This is a genomic window from Ensifer sp. LC11 (genome assembly GCF_001695835.1).
Lineage (GTDB): Bacteria > Pseudomonadota > Alphaproteobacteria > Rhizobiales > Rhizobiaceae > Ensifer.
Genome location: NZ_MBSO01000024.1, coordinates 64021 through 77653, shown reverse-complemented (window position 1 = coordinate 77653; position 13633 = coordinate 64021). Strand labels below are relative to the sequence as shown.

General features: G+C 59.2%; 25 protein-coding genes and 1 pseudogene. All 26 read left to right on the top strand.

The annotated features are described in order from the left end of the window. Nucleotides 1-132: pseudogene (gene tuf, locus BBX50_RS29405) on the top strand (elongation factor Tu); the annotation flags it as partial. Nucleotides 133-451: 319 nt separating this feature from the next. Beyond that, complete coding sequence (gene rpsJ / locus BBX50_RS18605; protein WP_003507767.1) at nt 452-760, top strand: 30S ribosomal protein S10; 309 nt, start codon at nt 452-454, stop codon at nt 758-760. Between the two features lie 139 nt (nt 761-899). Beyond that, nucleotides 900-1586, top strand: coding sequence for a 50S ribosomal protein L3 (gene rplC / locus BBX50_RS18600; RefSeq protein ID WP_065776811.1), 687 nt, complete (start codon nt 900-902; stop codon nt 1584-1586). A 12-nt stretch (nt 1587-1598) separates the two neighbouring features. Further along, entirely contained in the window at nt 1599-2219 is a 621-nt protein-coding gene (gene rplD / locus BBX50_RS18595; RefSeq protein WP_034795521.1) for a 50S ribosomal protein L4, read from the top strand. Further along, complete coding sequence (locus BBX50_RS18590; RefSeq protein WP_065776810.1) at nt 2216-2509, top strand: 50S ribosomal protein L23; 294 nt, start codon at nt 2216-2218, stop codon at nt 2507-2509. Before rplD ends, BBX50_RS18590 begins: the two co-directional genes overlap by 4 nt. Nucleotides 2510-2552: 43 nt before the next feature. Then, nucleotides 2553-3389 carry a 50S ribosomal protein L2 gene (rplB, locus tag BBX50_RS18585; protein WP_065776809.1) on the top strand — a complete coding sequence of 279 codons (837 nt, stop codon included), beginning with the start codon at nt 2553-2555 and terminating at the stop codon, nt 3387-3389. A 15-nt stretch (nt 3390-3404) separates the two neighbouring features. Then, entirely contained in the window at nt 3405-3683 is a 279-nt protein-coding gene (rpsS, locus tag BBX50_RS18580; protein ID WP_018239488.1) for a 30S ribosomal protein S19, read from the top strand. Between the two features lie 2 nt (nt 3684-3685). Continuing rightward, nucleotides 3686-4075 carry a 50S ribosomal protein L22 gene (rplV, locus tag BBX50_RS18575; RefSeq protein ID WP_034795534.1) on the top strand — a complete coding sequence of 130 codons (390 nt, stop codon included), beginning with the start codon at nt 3686-3688 and terminating at the stop codon, nt 4073-4075. Further along, the gene (rpsC, locus tag BBX50_RS18570) at nt 4075-4806 is read left to right on the top strand and encodes a 30S ribosomal protein S3 (protein ID WP_065776808.1); all 732 of its coding nucleotides are present in this window, start codon (nt 4075-4077) and stop codon (nt 4804-4806) included. The genes rplV and rpsC overlap by 1 nt, the downstream gene beginning before the upstream one ends. Nucleotides 4807-4844: 38 nt before the next feature. Beyond that, nucleotides 4845-5258, top strand: a complete 414-nt coding sequence (gene rplP / locus BBX50_RS18565; RefSeq protein WP_011975175.1) for a 50S ribosomal protein L16 — start codon at nt 4845-4847, stop codon at nt 5256-5258. Nucleotides 5259-5269: 11 nt separating this feature from the next. Then, nucleotides 5270-5470 (top strand): 50S ribosomal protein L29, encoded by a 201-nt coding sequence (gene rpmC / locus BBX50_RS18560; RefSeq protein WP_034795543.1) that lies wholly within the window; start codon nt 5270-5272, stop codon nt 5468-5470. 12 nt (nt 5471-5482) lie between these two features. Then, nucleotides 5483-5719 (top strand): 30S ribosomal protein S17, encoded by a 237-nt coding sequence (rpsQ, locus tag BBX50_RS18555; RefSeq protein ID WP_057255576.1) that lies wholly within the window; start codon nt 5483-5485, stop codon nt 5717-5719. Between the two features lie 178 nt (nt 5720-5897). Further along, on the top strand, nt 5898-6266 hold the full coding sequence (rplN, locus tag BBX50_RS18550; RefSeq protein WP_034795548.1) for a 50S ribosomal protein L14: 369 nt from the start codon (nt 5898-5900) through the stop codon (nt 6264-6266). A gap of 14 nt (nt 6267-6280) precedes the next feature. After that, nucleotides 6281-6592 (top strand): 50S ribosomal protein L24, encoded by a 312-nt coding sequence (rplX, locus tag BBX50_RS18545; RefSeq protein WP_025426674.1) that lies wholly within the window; start codon nt 6281-6283, stop codon nt 6590-6592. Continuing rightward, nucleotides 6585-7142, top strand: a complete 558-nt coding sequence (gene rplE / locus BBX50_RS18540) for a 50S ribosomal protein L5 (RefSeq protein ID WP_065776807.1) — start codon at nt 6585-6587, stop codon at nt 7140-7142. Before rplX ends, rplE begins: the two co-directional genes overlap by 8 nt. 34 nt (nt 7143-7176) lie before the next feature. Further along, nucleotides 7177-7482 carry a 30S ribosomal protein S14 gene (gene rpsN / locus BBX50_RS18535; protein ID WP_065776806.1) on the top strand — a complete coding sequence of 102 codons (306 nt, stop codon included), beginning with the start codon at nt 7177-7179 and terminating at the stop codon, nt 7480-7482. 12 nt (nt 7483-7494) lie between these two features. Then, nucleotides 7495-7893 (top strand): 30S ribosomal protein S8, encoded by a 399-nt coding sequence (gene rpsH, locus BBX50_RS18530; RefSeq protein ID WP_025426677.1) that lies wholly within the window; start codon nt 7495-7497, stop codon nt 7891-7893. A gap of 46 nt (nt 7894-7939) precedes the next feature. Continuing rightward, the gene (gene rplF, locus BBX50_RS18525; RefSeq protein ID WP_034795564.1) at nt 7940-8473 is read left to right on the top strand and encodes a 50S ribosomal protein L6; all 534 of its coding nucleotides are present in this window, start codon (nt 7940-7942) and stop codon (nt 8471-8473) included. A 12-nt stretch (nt 8474-8485) separates the two neighbouring features. Continuing rightward, nucleotides 8486-8848 (top strand): 50S ribosomal protein L18, encoded by a 363-nt coding sequence (gene rplR / locus BBX50_RS18520; RefSeq protein WP_025426679.1) that lies wholly within the window; start codon nt 8486-8488, stop codon nt 8846-8848. A gap of 128 nt (nt 8849-8976) precedes the next feature. Continuing rightward, entirely contained in the window at nt 8977-9546 is a 570-nt protein-coding gene (gene rpsE, locus BBX50_RS18515) for a 30S ribosomal protein S5 (protein ID WP_065776805.1), read from the top strand. Nucleotides 9547-9558: 12 nt separating this feature from the next. Continuing rightward, nucleotides 9559-9762, top strand: coding sequence for a 50S ribosomal protein L30 (rpmD, locus tag BBX50_RS18510; protein ID WP_065776804.1), 204 nt, complete (start codon nt 9559-9561; stop codon nt 9760-9762). A 13-nt stretch (nt 9763-9775) separates the two neighbouring features. Beyond that, nucleotides 9776-10246 carry a 50S ribosomal protein L15 gene (rplO, locus tag BBX50_RS18505; protein ID WP_065776803.1) on the top strand — a complete coding sequence of 157 codons (471 nt, stop codon included), beginning with the start codon at nt 9776-9778 and terminating at the stop codon, nt 10244-10246. Between the two features lie 234 nt (nt 10247-10480). Next, complete coding sequence (gene secY, locus BBX50_RS18500) at nt 10481-11821, top strand: preprotein translocase subunit SecY (protein WP_065776802.1); 1341 nt, start codon at nt 10481-10483, stop codon at nt 11819-11821. Beyond that, on the top strand, nt 11818-12396 hold the full coding sequence (locus BBX50_RS18495) for an adenylate kinase (RefSeq protein WP_065776801.1): 579 nt from the start codon (nt 11818-11820) through the stop codon (nt 12394-12396). The genes secY and BBX50_RS18495 overlap by 4 nt, the downstream gene beginning before the upstream one ends. Before the next feature lie 232 nt (nt 12397-12628). Continuing rightward, nucleotides 12629-12997: a 30S ribosomal protein S13 gene (gene rpsM / locus BBX50_RS18490; RefSeq protein ID WP_052638152.1), complete on the top strand. Its 369-nt coding sequence runs from the start codon at nt 12629-12631 to the stop codon at nt 12995-12997. A gap of 225 nt (nt 12998-13222) precedes the next feature. After that, on the top strand, nt 13223-13612 hold the full coding sequence (rpsK, locus tag BBX50_RS18485) for a 30S ribosomal protein S11 (RefSeq protein ID WP_003536496.1): 390 nt from the start codon (nt 13223-13225) through the stop codon (nt 13610-13612). Nucleotides 13613-13633: the final 21 nt, after the last annotated feature.

The following is a 13633-nucleotide window of genomic DNA, read 5'->3' as shown; positions in this document are numbered from 1 at the left end:
ATGCCGGGCGACAACGTCACCGTTGCCGTTGAGCTGATCGTTCCGATCGCGATGGAAGAAAAGCTGCGCTTCGCGATCCGCGAAGGCGGCCGTACCGTCGGCGCAGGCATCGTTGCCTCCATCGTCGAGTAATCGACGATACTAAGGGCGGAAGGCTCTGAGGCGCATGCTATGCGCCTCAGACATAGCCGCCCCCAAAGAATTAGTTGGTCGCACGGCTTGCCGACGACGACGAAATAGTGCAAATGGCGCCCACGCGTGATTTGCACGGTGCGTCGGCATGGTGCGATAGCGAAAAGACAGGCCGGCCACGGCCGCTCAAATAGGAAGGGGCAGGGGAAACCCTGTCCCTCCGATCTTTGAAAAGTTAGCGGACTGGCCGAACATTAAACGAAGTTCACTGCGTGTTTTTCCACGGAAACCGCAAGTAACATGAACAAGGATAAGTCGTATGAACGGCCAGAACATCCGCATCCGCCTCAAGGCGTTTGATCACCGGATCCTCGATGCCTCGACGCGTGAAATCGTATCGACGGCCAAGCGCACCGGTGCCAGCGTGCGCGGTCCTGTACCGCTGCCGACGCGCATTGAAAAGTTTACGGTTAACCGCTCGCCGCACGTCGACAAGAAGAGCCGTGAACAGTTCGAAATGCGCACCCACAAGCGCCTTCTCGATATCGTAGACCCGACCCCGCAGACCGTTGACGCGCTGATGAAGCTCGATCTGGCTGCCGGCGTCGACGTGGAAATCAAGCTTTAATAACAAGGAAGGTACGTGGGCCCCGGTCCAACGGCTTCCGAAAACGGGCGACCTCAAGATCGGATGATCTCGAGGAGACCTTAAACCAGAGATGCGAAGGGGCTTTGTCCCGTCGCTAACTCTCAAGAGGAATGAACCGATGCGTTCAGGTGTGATTGCACAGAAAGTGGGAATGACCCGCGTCTATAACGACGCCGGTGAGCATATCCCGGTTACAGTATTGAAGCTGGAGAACTGCCAGGTGGTAGCCCAGCGCACGGAAGAAAAGAACGGCTACGTTGCTGTCCAGCTCGGCGCTGGTCGCTCCAAGGTCAAGAACACGCCGAAGGCGATGCGCGGCCACTTTGCTGCTGCCAACGTCGAGCCGAAGGCGAAGCTCGTCGAGTTCCGCGTTAGCGCGGACAACCTGATCGACATCGGTCTTGAACTGACGGCAAACCATTTCGTTGCCGGTCAGCTCGTCGACGTCACCGGTACCACGATCGGTAAGGGCTTTGCCGGCGCCATCAAGCGCCACAACTTCGGCGGTCTGCGTGCAACGCACGGCGTTTCCGTATCGCACCGCTCGCATGGTTCTACCGGTTCCAACCAGGACCCGGGCCGTGTTTGGAAGGGCAAGCGCATGGCTGGTCACATGGGCCAGACCCGCGTTACCACCCAGAACCTGGAAGTCGTATCGACCGATGAAGATCGCGGTCTGATCCTGGTCAAGGGCGCTGTCCCCGGCTCCAAGGGTGCCTGGATCGTCGTTCGTGACGCCATCAAGTCGGGCACCCCGGAAGGCGCTCCGCGCCCGGCCGCTGTGCGCGCCGAAGCATCGAAGTAAGGGAGCCGAATAATGGATCTCAACGTCAAAACCCTCGAGGGCAAGGACGCGGGAAAGGTTTCCCTTTCTGACGCCATTTTCGGCCTCGAACCCCGTGAAGACATCATTGCCCGCGTCGTTCGCTGGCAGCTCGCCAAGAAGCAGCAGGGCACGCACAAGGCCAAGGGCCGTGCGGAAGTCTCCCGCACCGGCGCCAAGATGTACAAGCAGAAGGGTACGGGCCGCGCCCGCCACCACTCCGCTCGTGCTCCGCAGTTCCGCGGCGGTGGTAAGGCTCATGGCCCGGTTGTTCGCAGCCACGCTCATGACCTGCCGAAGAAGGTTCGCGCCCTCGGCCTGCGTCACGCACTCTCGGCTAAGCTGAAGGCTGAAGAGATCATCGTCATCGACGATCTCGTTGCCAAGGAAGCCAAGACCAAGGCTCTCGCCGGCGTGTTCGCTTCGCTCGGCCTTACCAACGCTCTGATCATCGGCGGCGCCGAGATCGAGAACAACTTCAAGCTCGCAGCCCAGAACATCCCGAATGTGGACGTTCTGCCGGTTCAGGGCATCAACGTTTACGACATTCTGCGCCGTGGCAAGCTCGTGCTTTCCAAGGCTGCCGTGGAAGCTCTGGAGGAGCGGTTCAAATGACGGATCTTCGCCACTACGACGTGATCGTGTCCCCCTCGATCACCGAAAAGTCGACGCTGGTTTCCGAACAGAACCAGATCGTCTTCAACGTCGCTAAGGACGCTTCGAAGCCTGAGATCAAGGCTGCTGTCGAAGCTCTGTTCGGCGTCAAGGTTACGGCCGTCAACACGCTCGTCCGCAAGGGCAAGACGAAGCGTTTCCGCGGCTTTGCCGGAAAGCAGAAGGACGTGAAGAAGGCGATCATCACGCTCGCCGACGGTCAGTCCATCGACGTCTCCACCGGTCTCTAACGGATAGGCCCATTAGGGTAAAAACCCAAAAGGGAACAAGAAAATGGCATTGAAAAATTTCAATCCGACGACCCCGAGCCAGCGCCAGCTGGTCATCGTTGACCGGTCCGGCCTCTACAAGGGCAAGCCGGTGAAGGCGCTGACCGAGGGCCTGTCCTCCAAGGGCGGTCGCAACAACCTCGGTCGCATCACCGTTCGCTTCCAGGGCGGCGGTCACAAGCGCACCTATCGTCTGGTGGACTTCAAGCGTCGCAAATTCGACGTTGAAGGCACGGTCGAGCGTCTGGAATACGACCCGAACCGCACCGCGTTCATCGCGCTCGTCAACTATGCCGACGGCGAAAAGGCCTACATTCTCGCTCCGCAGCGTCTCGCTGCCGGCGACAAGGTCATCGCTTCGGAGAAGGCTGTCGACGTGAAGCCCGGCAACACGATGCCGCTGCAGTACATCCCGGTTGGCTCCATCATCCACAACGTGGAAATGAAGCCGGGCAAGGGCGGCCAGATCGCTCGCTCCGCCGGTACCTACGCACAGCTCGTCGGCCGCGACCAGGGCATGGCGATCCTTCGCCTGAACTCGGGCGAACAGCGCCTTGTACACGGTTCGTGCCTTGCATCGATCGGTGCTGTATCGAACCCCGACCACGGCAACATCAATGACGGTAAGGCTGGTCGTTCGCGTTGGCGCGGCAAGCGTCCGCACGTTCGCGGCGTCGTCATGAACCCGGTTGACCATCCGCACGGCGGTGGTGAAGGCCGTACCTCGGGTGGTCGTCACCCGGTGACCCCGTGGGGTAAGCCCACGAAGGGTAAGCGTACGCGCTCGAACAAGTCGACCGACAAGTTCATCATGCGCTCGCGCCACCAGAAGAAGAAGTAAGAGAGGAAGTCTCGAATGACTCGTTCAGTATGGAAAGGTCCGTTCGTTGACGGCTATCTTCTCAAGAAGGCTGAGAAGGTCCGCGAAGGCGGTCGTAACGAAGTGATCAAGATTTGGAGCCGTCGCTCCACGATCCTTCCGCAGTTTGTCGGTCTCACCTTCGGCGTCTACAACGGCAGCAAGCACGTTCCGGTCAGCGTCAACGAAGACATGGTCGGCCACAAGTTTGGTGAATTCTCTCCGACCCGGACCTACTACGGTCATGGCGCGGACAAGAAGGCAAAGAGGAAGTAACAATGGGCAAGGCAAAAGCCGAACGCCGGCTGAAGGATAATGAGGCGCAGGCAGTTGCGCGCACGATCCGCGTCAGCCCCCAGAAGCTCAACCTGGTTGCCGCGATGATCCGCGGCAAGAAGGTCGACCGCGCTCTGGCCGAACTGGAGTTCTCCCGCAAGCGCATCGCAGAAACGGTCAAGAAGACCCTTGAATCTGCGATCGCAAACGCTGAGAACAACCACGATCTCGACGTCGATTCGCTCGTCGTTGCAGAAGCTTACGTTGGCAAGTCGATCGTCATGAAGCGCTTCCACGCCCGTGGTCGCGGCCGTGCATCGCGCGTCGAAAAGCCGTTCTCGCACTTGACGATCGTCGTCCGTGAAGTGGAAGCCAAAGGGGAGGCCGCATAATGGGTCAGAAGATTAATCCGATCGGTTTCCGTCTCGGCATCAACCGGACCTGGGACAGCCGTTGGTTTGCGGACAACGCCGAATACGGCCAGCTTCTTCATGAAGACCTGAAGATCCGCGCTTACCTGATGGAAGAGCTGAAGGCTGCCGGCATCGCCAAGGTGGTCATCGAGCGTCCGCACAAGAAGTGCCGCGTCACGATCCACTCGGCTCGCCCGGGTCTGATCATCGGCAAGAAGGGCGCTGACATCGAGAAGCTCCGCAAGAAGCTTTCCGAGATGACCAGCTCCGAAACGCACCTCAACATCGTTGAAGTGCGCAAGCCGGAAGTCGACGCGACCCTCGTCGCCCAGTCGATCGCCCAGCAGCTCGAGCGCCGCGTGGCTTTCCGCCGTGCGATGAAGCGCGCTGTTCAGTCGGCCATGCGTCTTGGCGCCGAAGGCATCAAGATCACCTGCGCCGGTCGCCTCGGTGGCGCCGAAATCGCACGTACCGAATGGTACCGCGAAGGTCGCGTTCCGCTGCACACGCTGCGTGCGGACATCGACTACGGCACGGCTGAAGCGGAAACCGCTTTCGGTATCTGCGGCATCAAGGTCTGGATCTTCAAGGGCGAAATCCTTGAGCATGATCCGATGGCTTCCGAGCGTCGCGCGATCGAAAGTGACAACCAGGGCCCGGCCGGCCGTGATCGCGATCGCGATCGTGACCGCCGTCGTGAAAACGCGTAACATTCGCGTTTGGCAGCCAATATCGGAGAAGTAAAAAAATGTTGCAGCCAAAGCGTACGAAGTATCGCAAGCAGTTCAAGGGCCGCATCAAGGGCGTAGCCAAGGGCGGTTCTGATCTTGCCTTCGGCGAATTCGGCCTGAAGGCTCAGGAACCCAACCGCGTCAATGCGCGCGAGATCGAGGCGGCCCGCCGCGCGATCACGCGTCACATGAAGCGCGCCGGCCGCGTCTGGATCCGCGTGTTCCCCGACGTTCCCGTAACCGCCAAGCCGACGGAAGTCCGCATGGGTAAGGGTAAGGGTTCGGTCGAATACTGGGCATGCAAGGTCAAGCCCGGCCGTATGATGTTTGAGATCGATGGTGTCAGCGAAGAACTTGCCCGTGAGGCCCTTCGTCTTGGCGCTGCCAAGCTCTCTGTCAAGACGCGCTTCGTGCAGCGTATCGCAGAGTAAGGAGTGAACTCATGAAAGCTGTAGATGTTCGCGCCCTGAGCGCCGATCAACTCAACGAAGAGCTCGCCAAGCTGAAGAAGGAGCAGTTCAACCTGCGCTTCCAGAAGGCAACCGGCCAGCTCGAAAAGTCTTCGCGTATCAACGAAGTCCGCAAGGACATCGCACGCGTCAAAACCATTGCCCGCCAGAAGGCGGCAGAAGCCAAGGCCTAAGGACCAGAAAATATGCCGAAACGCATTCTGCAGGGCACTGTTGTCAGCGACAAGAACGACAAGACCGTCGTCGTCCGGGTCGAGCGCCGTTTTGCGCACCCGATCCTCCAGAAGACTGTCCGTCGCTCGAAGAAGTATAAGGCGCACGACGAAAACAACCAGTTCAAGGTTGGTGACGTTGTTTCCATTGAGGAATGCGCGCCGATCTCGAAGGATAAGCGCTGGACGGTCGTCGCCGTCCACGCCTGATTTCTGCAGGTTTTGACCCGAAGACCCTTGCGTCTTGGGCAAATACTTGTATGAAGCACGCAATTGAAGCAGGGGAACGCTCGATTCCGGGCGTTCTTTTGCTTTGAGATGAGCACTATAAGCCAGGCGAGGGGGTTTCGACCCAACCGGCCTGGTAACAACAAGAAGGCGACCTGACATGATTCAGATGCAAACAAACCTCGACGTGGCGGATAATTCCGGCGCACGTCGTGTCATGTGCATCAAGGTGCTGGGCGGCTCCAAGCGCAAGTATGCGTCGGTTGGCGACATCATTGTCGTTTCGATCAAGGAAGCCATTCCGCGCGGCCGCGTAAAGAAGGGTGATGTCATGAAGGCTGTTGTCGTTCGCACTGCGAAGGACATCCGCCGTCCGGATGGCTCTGTCATCCGCTTTGACACCAACGCAGCCGTTCTTATCGATAACAAGAAAGAGCCGATCGGCACCCGTATCTTCGGACCGGTTCCGCGCGAACTCCGCGCCAAGAACCACATGAAGATCATCTCGCTGGCTCCAGAAGTACTCTAAGGGAGCGTTGAGAGATGCAAAAGATTCGCAAAGGCGACAAAGTCGTCGTTCTCACCGGTAAGGACAAGGGCCGTACCGGCGAAGTCGTCCAGGTAATGCCGAAGGAAGACCGGGCTGTCGTGCGTGGCGTAAACATGGTGAAGCGTCACCAGCGCCAGACCCAGAGCCAGGAAGCCGGCATCATCAACAAGGAAGCCTCGATCCATCTTTCGAACATCGCGATTGCCGATCCGAAGGACGGCAAGCCGACCCGCGTCGGCTTCAAGATCGACGGTGACAAGAAGGTCCGCGTGGCCAAGCGTTCGGGAGTAGTGATCGATGGCTAAGTCCGCTTATGAGCCGCGGCTCAAGAAGGAATATGTCGAGCGTATCCGCAAGGCGATGCAGGAGAAGTTCTCCTACGCCAACGAGATGCAGATCCCGCGCCTCGACAAGATCGTGATCAACATGGGTGTTGGCGAATCGACGGGCGACTCCAAGAAGCCATCCGTTGCTGCTGCCGACCTCGCTGCGATTGCTGGCCAGAAGCCGGTAATCACCCGCGCTCGCAACTCCATCGCAGGCTTCAAGCTTCGCGAAGGAATGCCGATCGGTGCCAAGGTTACCCTGCGCGGCGTTCGGATGTATGAGTTCCTGGATCGTCTCGTGAACATCGCTCTTCCGCGCGTTCGCGACTTCCGTGGCCTCAATCCGAAGTCTTTTGATGGCCGTGGCAACTTCGCCATGGGCGTCAAGGAGCACATTGTGTTCCCAGAGATCAACTACGACAAGGTTGATCAGATGTGGGGCATGGACATCATCGTTTGCACGACGGCTACTAACGACGACGAAGCTCGTGCTCTGCTTGCAGAGTTCAACTTCCCGTTCCGTCAGTAATCCGTAACGACAAGCGTAAAGAAGGATAACTGTTATGGCGAAAACGAGCGCAGTTGAAAAGAACAAGCGCCGCCGCAAACTGGTTGCCGGGCAAGCTGCAAAGCGTGCCGCGCTGAAGGCAATCATCATGAACCAGTCTCTGCCGATCGAAGAGCGGTTCAAGGCAACCATCAAGCTGGCAGGTCTGCCGCGCGATGGATCCAAGACCCGCATCCGCAACCGTTGCGAAGTTACCGGCCGTCCGCGCGCCTTCTATCGTAAACTTCGTATGTCGCGTATTGCGCTTCGCGAACTGGGCAATCTCGGCAAGGTGCCGGGCATCGTCAAGTCGAGCTGGTAAGGAGACGGGCACATGGCAATGACTGATCCGCTGGGCGATATGCTCACCCGTATCCGTAACGGCGCGGCTCGCCGCAAGTCGAGCGTTTCCACGCCGGCTTCGAAGCTCCGTGCACGTGTTCTGGATGTCCTTCAGGCTGAAGGCTACATCCGTGGATACTCTGAAGTCGTATTCGGCAACGGCAAGGCCGAGCTGAACATCGAGCTGAAGTACTACGAAGGCGCTTCCGTAATCCGTGAGATCGGACGCGTTTCCAAGCCGGGCCGCCGAGTTTATGTCTCGGTTAAGTCCATTCCGCAGGTCGCGAACGGCCTCGGCATCACCATCCTTTCGACCCCGAAGGGCGTGATGGCCGATCACCAGGCACGCGAACAGAATGTTGGTGGCGAGATCCTTTGCTCCGTCTTCTAATTGAAGACGTAGCAGAGTTCTCCATAGCGAACAGACAGGTATAAAAATGTCTCGTATCGGTAAGAAGCCCGTTCAGGTTCCGGCAGGCGTCACGGCAAGCGTTGATGGCCAGAAGGTAACGGCGAAGGGCCCGAAGGGCGAACTGTTCTTTGTTGCAAACGACGAAGTATCGGTAAAGCTCGAAGAAAATGCGGTTGTCGTACAGCCGCTCAGCCAGAGCAAGGATGCTCGTTCGAAGTGGGGCATGTCCCGCACGATGATCGAGAACATCTTCAAGGGCGTCAAGGACGGTTACGAGCGCAAGCTCGAAATCAACGGCGTTGGTTATCGTGCGTCGTTGCAGGGCAAGAACCTGCAGCTGGCGCTCGGCTTTAGCCACGACGTCGTCTACCAGACGCCGGAAGGCATCACGATTGCTGTTCCGAAGCCGACCGAAATCATCGTGTCCGGCATCAACAAGCAGCAGGTCGGCCAGGTTGCCGCGGAAATCCGCGAATACCGCGGCCCCGAGCCCTACAAGGGCAAGGGTGTCAAGTATGCCGAAGAGCGGATTGTCCGCAAAGAAGGCAAGAAGAAGTAAGGATCACGCGAAATGGCTAGCAGGAAAGATACTCTTGTGCGTCGCGCCAACCGCGTGCGCCGTCAAATCAAGGCGGTCGCCAATGGCCGTCCGCGCCTGTCGGTTCATCGCTCGTCGAAGAACATCTACGTACAGGTTATCGATGACGTGGCCGGCAAGACGCTTGCGTCTGCCTCCACGCTCGACACCGATCTGCGTTCGTCTTTGAAGACGGGCGCTGACGCGGCAGCAGCCGCTGCCGTCGGCAAGCTCATCGCTGAGCGCGCCGTAAAGGCTGGCGTCAAGGACGTTGTCTTTGATCGTGGCGCCTTCATCTATCACGGCCGCATCAAGGCTTTGGCCGAAGCTGCCCGTGAAGGTGGTCTGAACTTCTGATCGGTTGCCAGGCGGGTTTTGTGCCCGCCTGGCACTTTCATAGGTTTCCGGTCGCGTCCGATCCATCGGACGGAGGCGACTTTTGTCAATCTGCCGATTGCACCCGGAAAAGAAAAAGGAAAAGGACAATGGCACAGGAAAGAAAGGGTTCTCGCGAAGATCGCCAGAACCGCGAAGAGCGCGACAGCGAATTTGTCGATAAGCTCGTAGCAATTAACCGCGTCGCCAAGGTGGTGAAGGGCGGTCGTCGTTTCGGTTTCGCAGCTCTCGTCGTCGTTGGCGACCAGAAGGGCCGCGTCGGCTTCGGTCATGGCAAGGCGCGCGAAGTGCCGGAAGCCATCCGCAAGGCGACTGAAGCTGCCAAGCGCGACCTGATCTTCGTCCCGCTGCGTGGTGGCCGTACCCTGCATCACGACGTTCATGGCCGTCACGGCGCCGGCAAGGTGCTGCTGCGTTCGGCCAAGGCCGGTACCGGTATCATCGCCGGTGGCCCGATGCGCGCCGTCTTCGAAACGCTCGGCGTTCATGACGTCGTTGCCAAGTCGACCGGTTCGTCGAACCCCTACAACATGGTTCGCGCAACCTTCGACGCCCTCAAGAACCAGATGCACCCGAAGGACATCGCAGCTCAGCGCGGCATGAAGTACGCCACGCTCCAGGCTCGCCGTGTTGCCTCCGGCGCTGCTTCCGAAGAATAAGGGAGCTGTCAGATGGCTAAAAAAGAAGTTGCCACGAAGACGGTTACCGTCGAGCAGATCGGTAGCCCCATTCGCCGTCCGGCCAAACAGCGTCAGACGCTTATCGGCCTGGGCCTCAACAAGATGCACCGGGTTCGCACGCTGGAAGACACTCCGTCTGTTCGCGGCATGATCCGGACCGTCCAGCACCTCGTTCGCGTCGTCGACGAGAAGTGAGGGGGATAAGCTCATGAAACTGAATGAAATCAAGGACAACGAAGGTTCGACCAAGAACCGCAAGCGTCTCGGCCGCGGTATCGGCTCGGGCTCCGGCAAGACGGCCGGCCGCGGTGTCAAGGGTCAGAAGGCTCGTTCGGGCGTTGCCATCAACGGCTTCGAAGGCGGTCAGATGCCGATCTACCGTCGTCTGCCGAAGCGCGGCTTCAACAACATCTTCGCTTCGGAGTTTGTTGTCGTGTCGCTCGGCCGCATCCAGACGGCAATTGACGCCAAGAAGCTCGACGCTGCCAAGACCGTCGATGCCGCAGCCCTCAAGGCTGCCGGCGTCATCCGTCGCGAAAAGGACGGCGTCCGCGTTCTCGCTGACGGCGAACTGAAGGCGAAGGTTTCGCTCGAAGTTGCAGGCGCGTCCAAGTCGGCGATCGAGAAGATCGAAAAGGCCGGCGGCTCGGTCAAGCTGCTCGCAGCTGCTGCTGAATAATATTATTGATGAACCGCCCGGGGTGCTTCACTCCGGGCGGTTTTGCTCCCATATGTGAGCCTCACGTCCGGAGCCGGCGAATCACTCGTCGCAGCGGACATAGCGGAAACCACGGTGAGGCATCCGATTGCAGACACAATCGCCTCGCGTCCGGTTTTCAATACGAAAAGTTACTCCTTCCGGAACGGACCGGGTGTTCCCGCTGATTCCGAGATTTGGTACGCGGAGAATTGCATGGCTTCTGCAGCGGAACAGCTCGCCTCGAACCTGAATTTCTCGACTTTCGCCAAGGCGGAAGATCTGAAGAAACGGCTTTGGTTCACGCTTGGTGCGCTTCTGGTTTACCGTCTTGGCACCTATATCCCGCTGCCCGGTCTCAACCCGGACGCGTTTGCACAGGCATTCCGCGGCCAGAGCGGCGGCATCCTCGGCCTCTTCAACATGTTTTCGGGCGGTGCAGTTGAGCGCATGGCGATCTTCGCGCTCGGCATCATGCCCTATATCTCTGCCTCGATCATCGTTCAGCTGATGACATCAGTCGTTCCGGCGCTGGAGCAGCTGAAGAAGGAAGGCGAGCAGGGCCGCAAGATCATCAACCAGTACACCCGTTATGGTACGGTGCTTCTCGGCACGGCACAGGCTTATGCCATCGCCGTCGGCCTTGAGAGCGGCAACGGCCTCGTCAACGATCCAGGCTGGTTCTTCCGCGTTTCGACGGTCATCTCGCTGCTCGGCGGCACCATGTTCCTGATGTGGCTGGGTGAACAGATCACCTCGCGCGGTATCGGCAACGGTATTTCGCTGATCATTTTCGCCGGCATCGTTGCGCATCTGCCCACGGCTCTTGCCGGCACGCTGGAACTCGGCCGTACCGGCGCACTGTCCACGCCGCTCATTCTCGCCATCATCGTCATGGTCGTCGGCGTCATCGCGCTCATCGTCTTCGTCGAGCGCGCACAGCGTCGCCTCTTGATCCAGTATCCGAAGCGTCAGGTCGGAAACCGCATGTTCCAGGGCGACACGTCGCACCTGCCGCTGAAGCTCAACACCTCGGGCGTTATCCCGGCGATCTTCGCGTCCTCGCTGCTGCTTTTGCCGGCAACGCTTGCAGGCTTTGCCAATACGGCGACGCTGCCGGGCTGGGCGACAACGGTGGTCGGCGCGCTTGCGCACGGCCAGCCGCTCTACATGGTTCTCTACGGGGCGATGATTGCGTTCTTCGCCTTCTTCTACACGGCAATCGTCTTCAACCCGAAGGACACGGCCGACAACCTCAAGAAACACGGCGGCTTCATTCCGGGCATTCGCCCGGGCGAGCGCACCGCGGAATACATCGACTACGTTCTGACGCGCATCACCGTGATTGGTGCCGCCTATCTGATCTTCGTCTGCATTCTGCCTGAAGTTCTGATTTCTCAGACCGGCGTGCCGTTCTACCTTGGTGGTACGTCGCTTTTGATTGTTGTCAGCGTCACCCTTGATACGGTAGCACAGATCCAGGGCCACCTCATCGCACAGCAATATGAGGGGCTGATCAAGAAGTCGAAGCTGCGCGGAGGAAAGAGGGGACGATGAGACTGATTTTTTTGGGACCGCCGGGCGCTGGCAAGGGGACTCAGGCCAAGCTTCTGACGGAGAGATACGGCATTCCGCAGCTTTCCACAGGTGATATGCTGCGGGCCGCCGTTGCCCAGGCGACTGACGTTGGCAAGCGTGCCAAGGCGGTCATGGATGCTGGTCAGCTGGTATCCGACGAGATCGTCAACGAGATCGTCTCGGACCGCATCGACCAGGCGGATTGCGCAAATGGTTTCATCCTCGATGGTTACCCGCGCACCGTCCCGCAGGCGATCGCGCTCGGCAAGATGCTCGAAGGCAAGGGTTTGAAGCTCGATGCGGTCATCGAGCTCAAGGTCGACGAGACGGCCCTTGTTAAACGGATGGAGAATCGCGTAGCGGAAACCATCGCTGCGGGCGGCTCAGTTCGTTCGGACGACAATCCGGAGGCGTTCAAGCGGCGGCTCACGGAGTACCGTGAAAAGACCGCGCCGTTGTCGGAGCACTATGCCGGCACCGGGCAACTCAGAACGGTCGATGGCATGGCGGATGTGAACACCGTCACCGCCGAGATCGAGAAGATTCTGGCTTAGACACTGGTCTTTGCCGAAAAGGAACCGCCGGGGAGTTGACTTTTCCGGCCGATTCCGCCAAAGACAGCGCCAACTCGCGACATGGGAGCGATCGGCGCGGTCTTCAAAGAAAATGAAGTCCGGGTACGGTCGTTTTTGACGTGTCTCGAACCTCAATCAACGTGCGGCTCTTCGAGGTCGCGTAACGAAGCACCTATTGCCGGATGGCAACTGGAACGCAAGGAGAATAGACGTGGCACGTATCGCTGGCGTCAACATCCCGACGGCGAAGCGCGTAGTTATCGCGCTCACCTACATTCACGGGATCGGCCCGAAATTCGCACAGGAAATCGTCGAGAAGGTCGGTATTCCGGCTGACCGTCGCGTGCATCAGCTGACGGACGCTGAAGTCCTGCAGATCCGCGAAACGATCGACCGCGACTACCAGGTCGAAGGTGACCTGCGTCGCGAGACCTCGATGAACATCAAGCGCCTGATGGACCTCGGCTGCTACCGCGGCCTGCGTCACCGTCGCGGCCTTCCGGTTCGTGGTCAGCGCACCCACACCAACGCTCGTACCCGCAAGGGTCCGGCGAAGGCGATTGCCGGTAAGAAGAAGTAATTTCCCGAAAAGGGAGATTGGGAGGCTGGTGTCAAGCGCCGGCCTCCTTTTGCAGTTTGGAAGGGCGTTTGCCCGACCGGCGTTTGGCCTTTTTGGCCGGGCGTCAAGTCCGCGGGGCGGGGTTCGTTCCGCGGGAAATGAAGATGCAGGGCAGGGGACGACAAATCCTTTTCCCGGTGGAGCCGCTGGAATTACGGCGGTGCAGAGATCTAAGAAAGGGATCCTATGGCCAAGGAAGCCACCCGCGTTCGCCGCCGCGAACGCAAGAACATCACGTCTGGCGTTGCACACGTCAATTCGTCGTTCAACAACACGATGATCACCATCACCGACGCACAGGGCAACGCGATTGCCTGGTCGTCCGCCGGTGCGAAGGGTTTCAAGGGTTCGCGTAAGTCGACCCCGTTTGCCGCTCAGATCGCCGCTGAAGACTGCGCCAAGAAGGCTCAGGAACACGGCATGAAGTCGCTGGAAGTTGAAGTTTGCGGTCCGGGTTCCGGCCGTGAATCCGCTCTTCGCGCGCTGCAGGCTGCGGGCTTCATGATCACCTCGATCCGCGATGTGACCCCGATCCCGCACAACGGTTGCCGTCCGCGCAAGAAGCGCCGCGTCTGATCATTTGCATTCAACATGCCG

What these genes read in the sequence shown, in the direction of transcription:
- rpsJ (WP_003507767.1), top strand. Translation starts at nt 452, where the DNA reads ATGAACGGCCAGAACATCCGCATCCGCCTCAAGGCGTTTGATCACCGG.
- rplD (WP_034795521.1), top strand. Translation starts at nt 1,599, where the DNA reads ATGGATCTCAACGTCAAAACCCTCGAGGGCAAGGACGCGGGAAAGGTT.
- rplV (WP_034795534.1), top strand. Translation starts at nt 3,686, where the DNA reads ATGGGCAAGGCAAAAGCCGAACGCCGGCTGAAGGATAATGAGGCGCAG.
- rplF (WP_034795564.1), top strand. Translation starts at nt 7,940, where the DNA reads ATGTCTCGTATCGGTAAGAAGCCCGTTCAGGTTCCGGCAGGCGTCACG.
- rplX (WP_025426674.1), top strand. Translation starts at nt 6,281, where the DNA reads ATGCAAAAGATTCGCAAAGGCGACAAAGTCGTCGTTCTCACCGGTAAG.
- rpsK (WP_003536496.1), top strand. Translation starts at nt 13,223, where the DNA reads ATGGCCAAGGAAGCCACCCGCGTTCGCCGCCGCGAACGCAAGAACATC.
- rplB (WP_065776809.1), top strand. Translation starts at nt 2,553, where the DNA reads ATGGCATTGAAAAATTTCAATCCGACGACCCCGAGCCAGCGCCAGCTG.
- rplR (WP_025426679.1), top strand. Translation starts at nt 8,486, where the DNA reads ATGGCTAGCAGGAAAGATACTCTTGTGCGTCGCGCCAACCGCGTGCGC.
- rpmC (WP_034795543.1), top strand. Translation starts at nt 5,270, where the DNA reads ATGAAAGCTGTAGATGTTCGCGCCCTGAGCGCCGATCAACTCAACGAA.
- rplP (WP_011975175.1), top strand. Translation starts at nt 4,845, where the DNA reads ATGTTGCAGCCAAAGCGTACGAAGTATCGCAAGCAGTTCAAGGGCCGC.
- rpsQ (WP_057255576.1), top strand. Translation starts at nt 5,483, where the DNA reads ATGCCGAAACGCATTCTGCAGGGCACTGTTGTCAGCGACAAGAACGAC.
- rplC (WP_065776811.1), top strand. Translation starts at nt 900, where the DNA reads ATGCGTTCAGGTGTGATTGCACAGAAAGTGGGAATGACCCGCGTCTAT.
- rplO (WP_065776803.1), top strand. Translation starts at nt 9,776, where the DNA reads ATGAAACTGAATGAAATCAAGGACAACGAAGGTTCGACCAAGAACCGC.
- rpsC (WP_065776808.1), top strand. Translation starts at nt 4,075, where the DNA reads ATGGGTCAGAAGATTAATCCGATCGGTTTCCGTCTCGGCATCAACCGG.
- rplE (WP_065776807.1), top strand. Translation starts at nt 6,585, where the DNA reads ATGGCTAAGTCCGCTTATGAGCCGCGGCTCAAGAAGGAATATGTCGAG.
- BBX50_RS18590 (WP_065776810.1), top strand. Translation starts at nt 2,216, where the DNA reads ATGACGGATCTTCGCCACTACGACGTGATCGTGTCCCCCTCGATCACC.
- rpsH (WP_025426677.1), top strand. Translation starts at nt 7,495, where the DNA reads ATGGCAATGACTGATCCGCTGGGCGATATGCTCACCCGTATCCGTAAC.
- rpsS (WP_018239488.1), top strand. Translation starts at nt 3,405, where the DNA reads ATGACTCGTTCAGTATGGAAAGGTCCGTTCGTTGACGGCTATCTTCTC.
- rpmD (WP_065776804.1), top strand. Translation starts at nt 9,559, where the DNA reads ATGGCTAAAAAAGAAGTTGCCACGAAGACGGTTACCGTCGAGCAGATC.
- rplN (WP_034795548.1), top strand. Translation starts at nt 5,898, where the DNA reads ATGATTCAGATGCAAACAAACCTCGACGTGGCGGATAATTCCGGCGCA.
- rpsN (WP_065776806.1), top strand. Translation starts at nt 7,177, where the DNA reads ATGGCGAAAACGAGCGCAGTTGAAAAGAACAAGCGCCGCCGCAAACTG.
- BBX50_RS18495 (WP_065776801.1), top strand. Translation starts at nt 11,818, where the DNA reads ATGAGACTGATTTTTTTGGGACCGCCGGGCGCTGGCAAGGGGACTCAG.
- rpsE (WP_065776805.1), top strand. Translation starts at nt 8,977, where the DNA reads ATGGCACAGGAAAGAAAGGGTTCTCGCGAAGATCGCCAGAACCGCGAA.
- secY (WP_065776802.1), top strand. Translation starts at nt 10,481, where the DNA reads ATGGCTTCTGCAGCGGAACAGCTCGCCTCGAACCTGAATTTCTCGACT.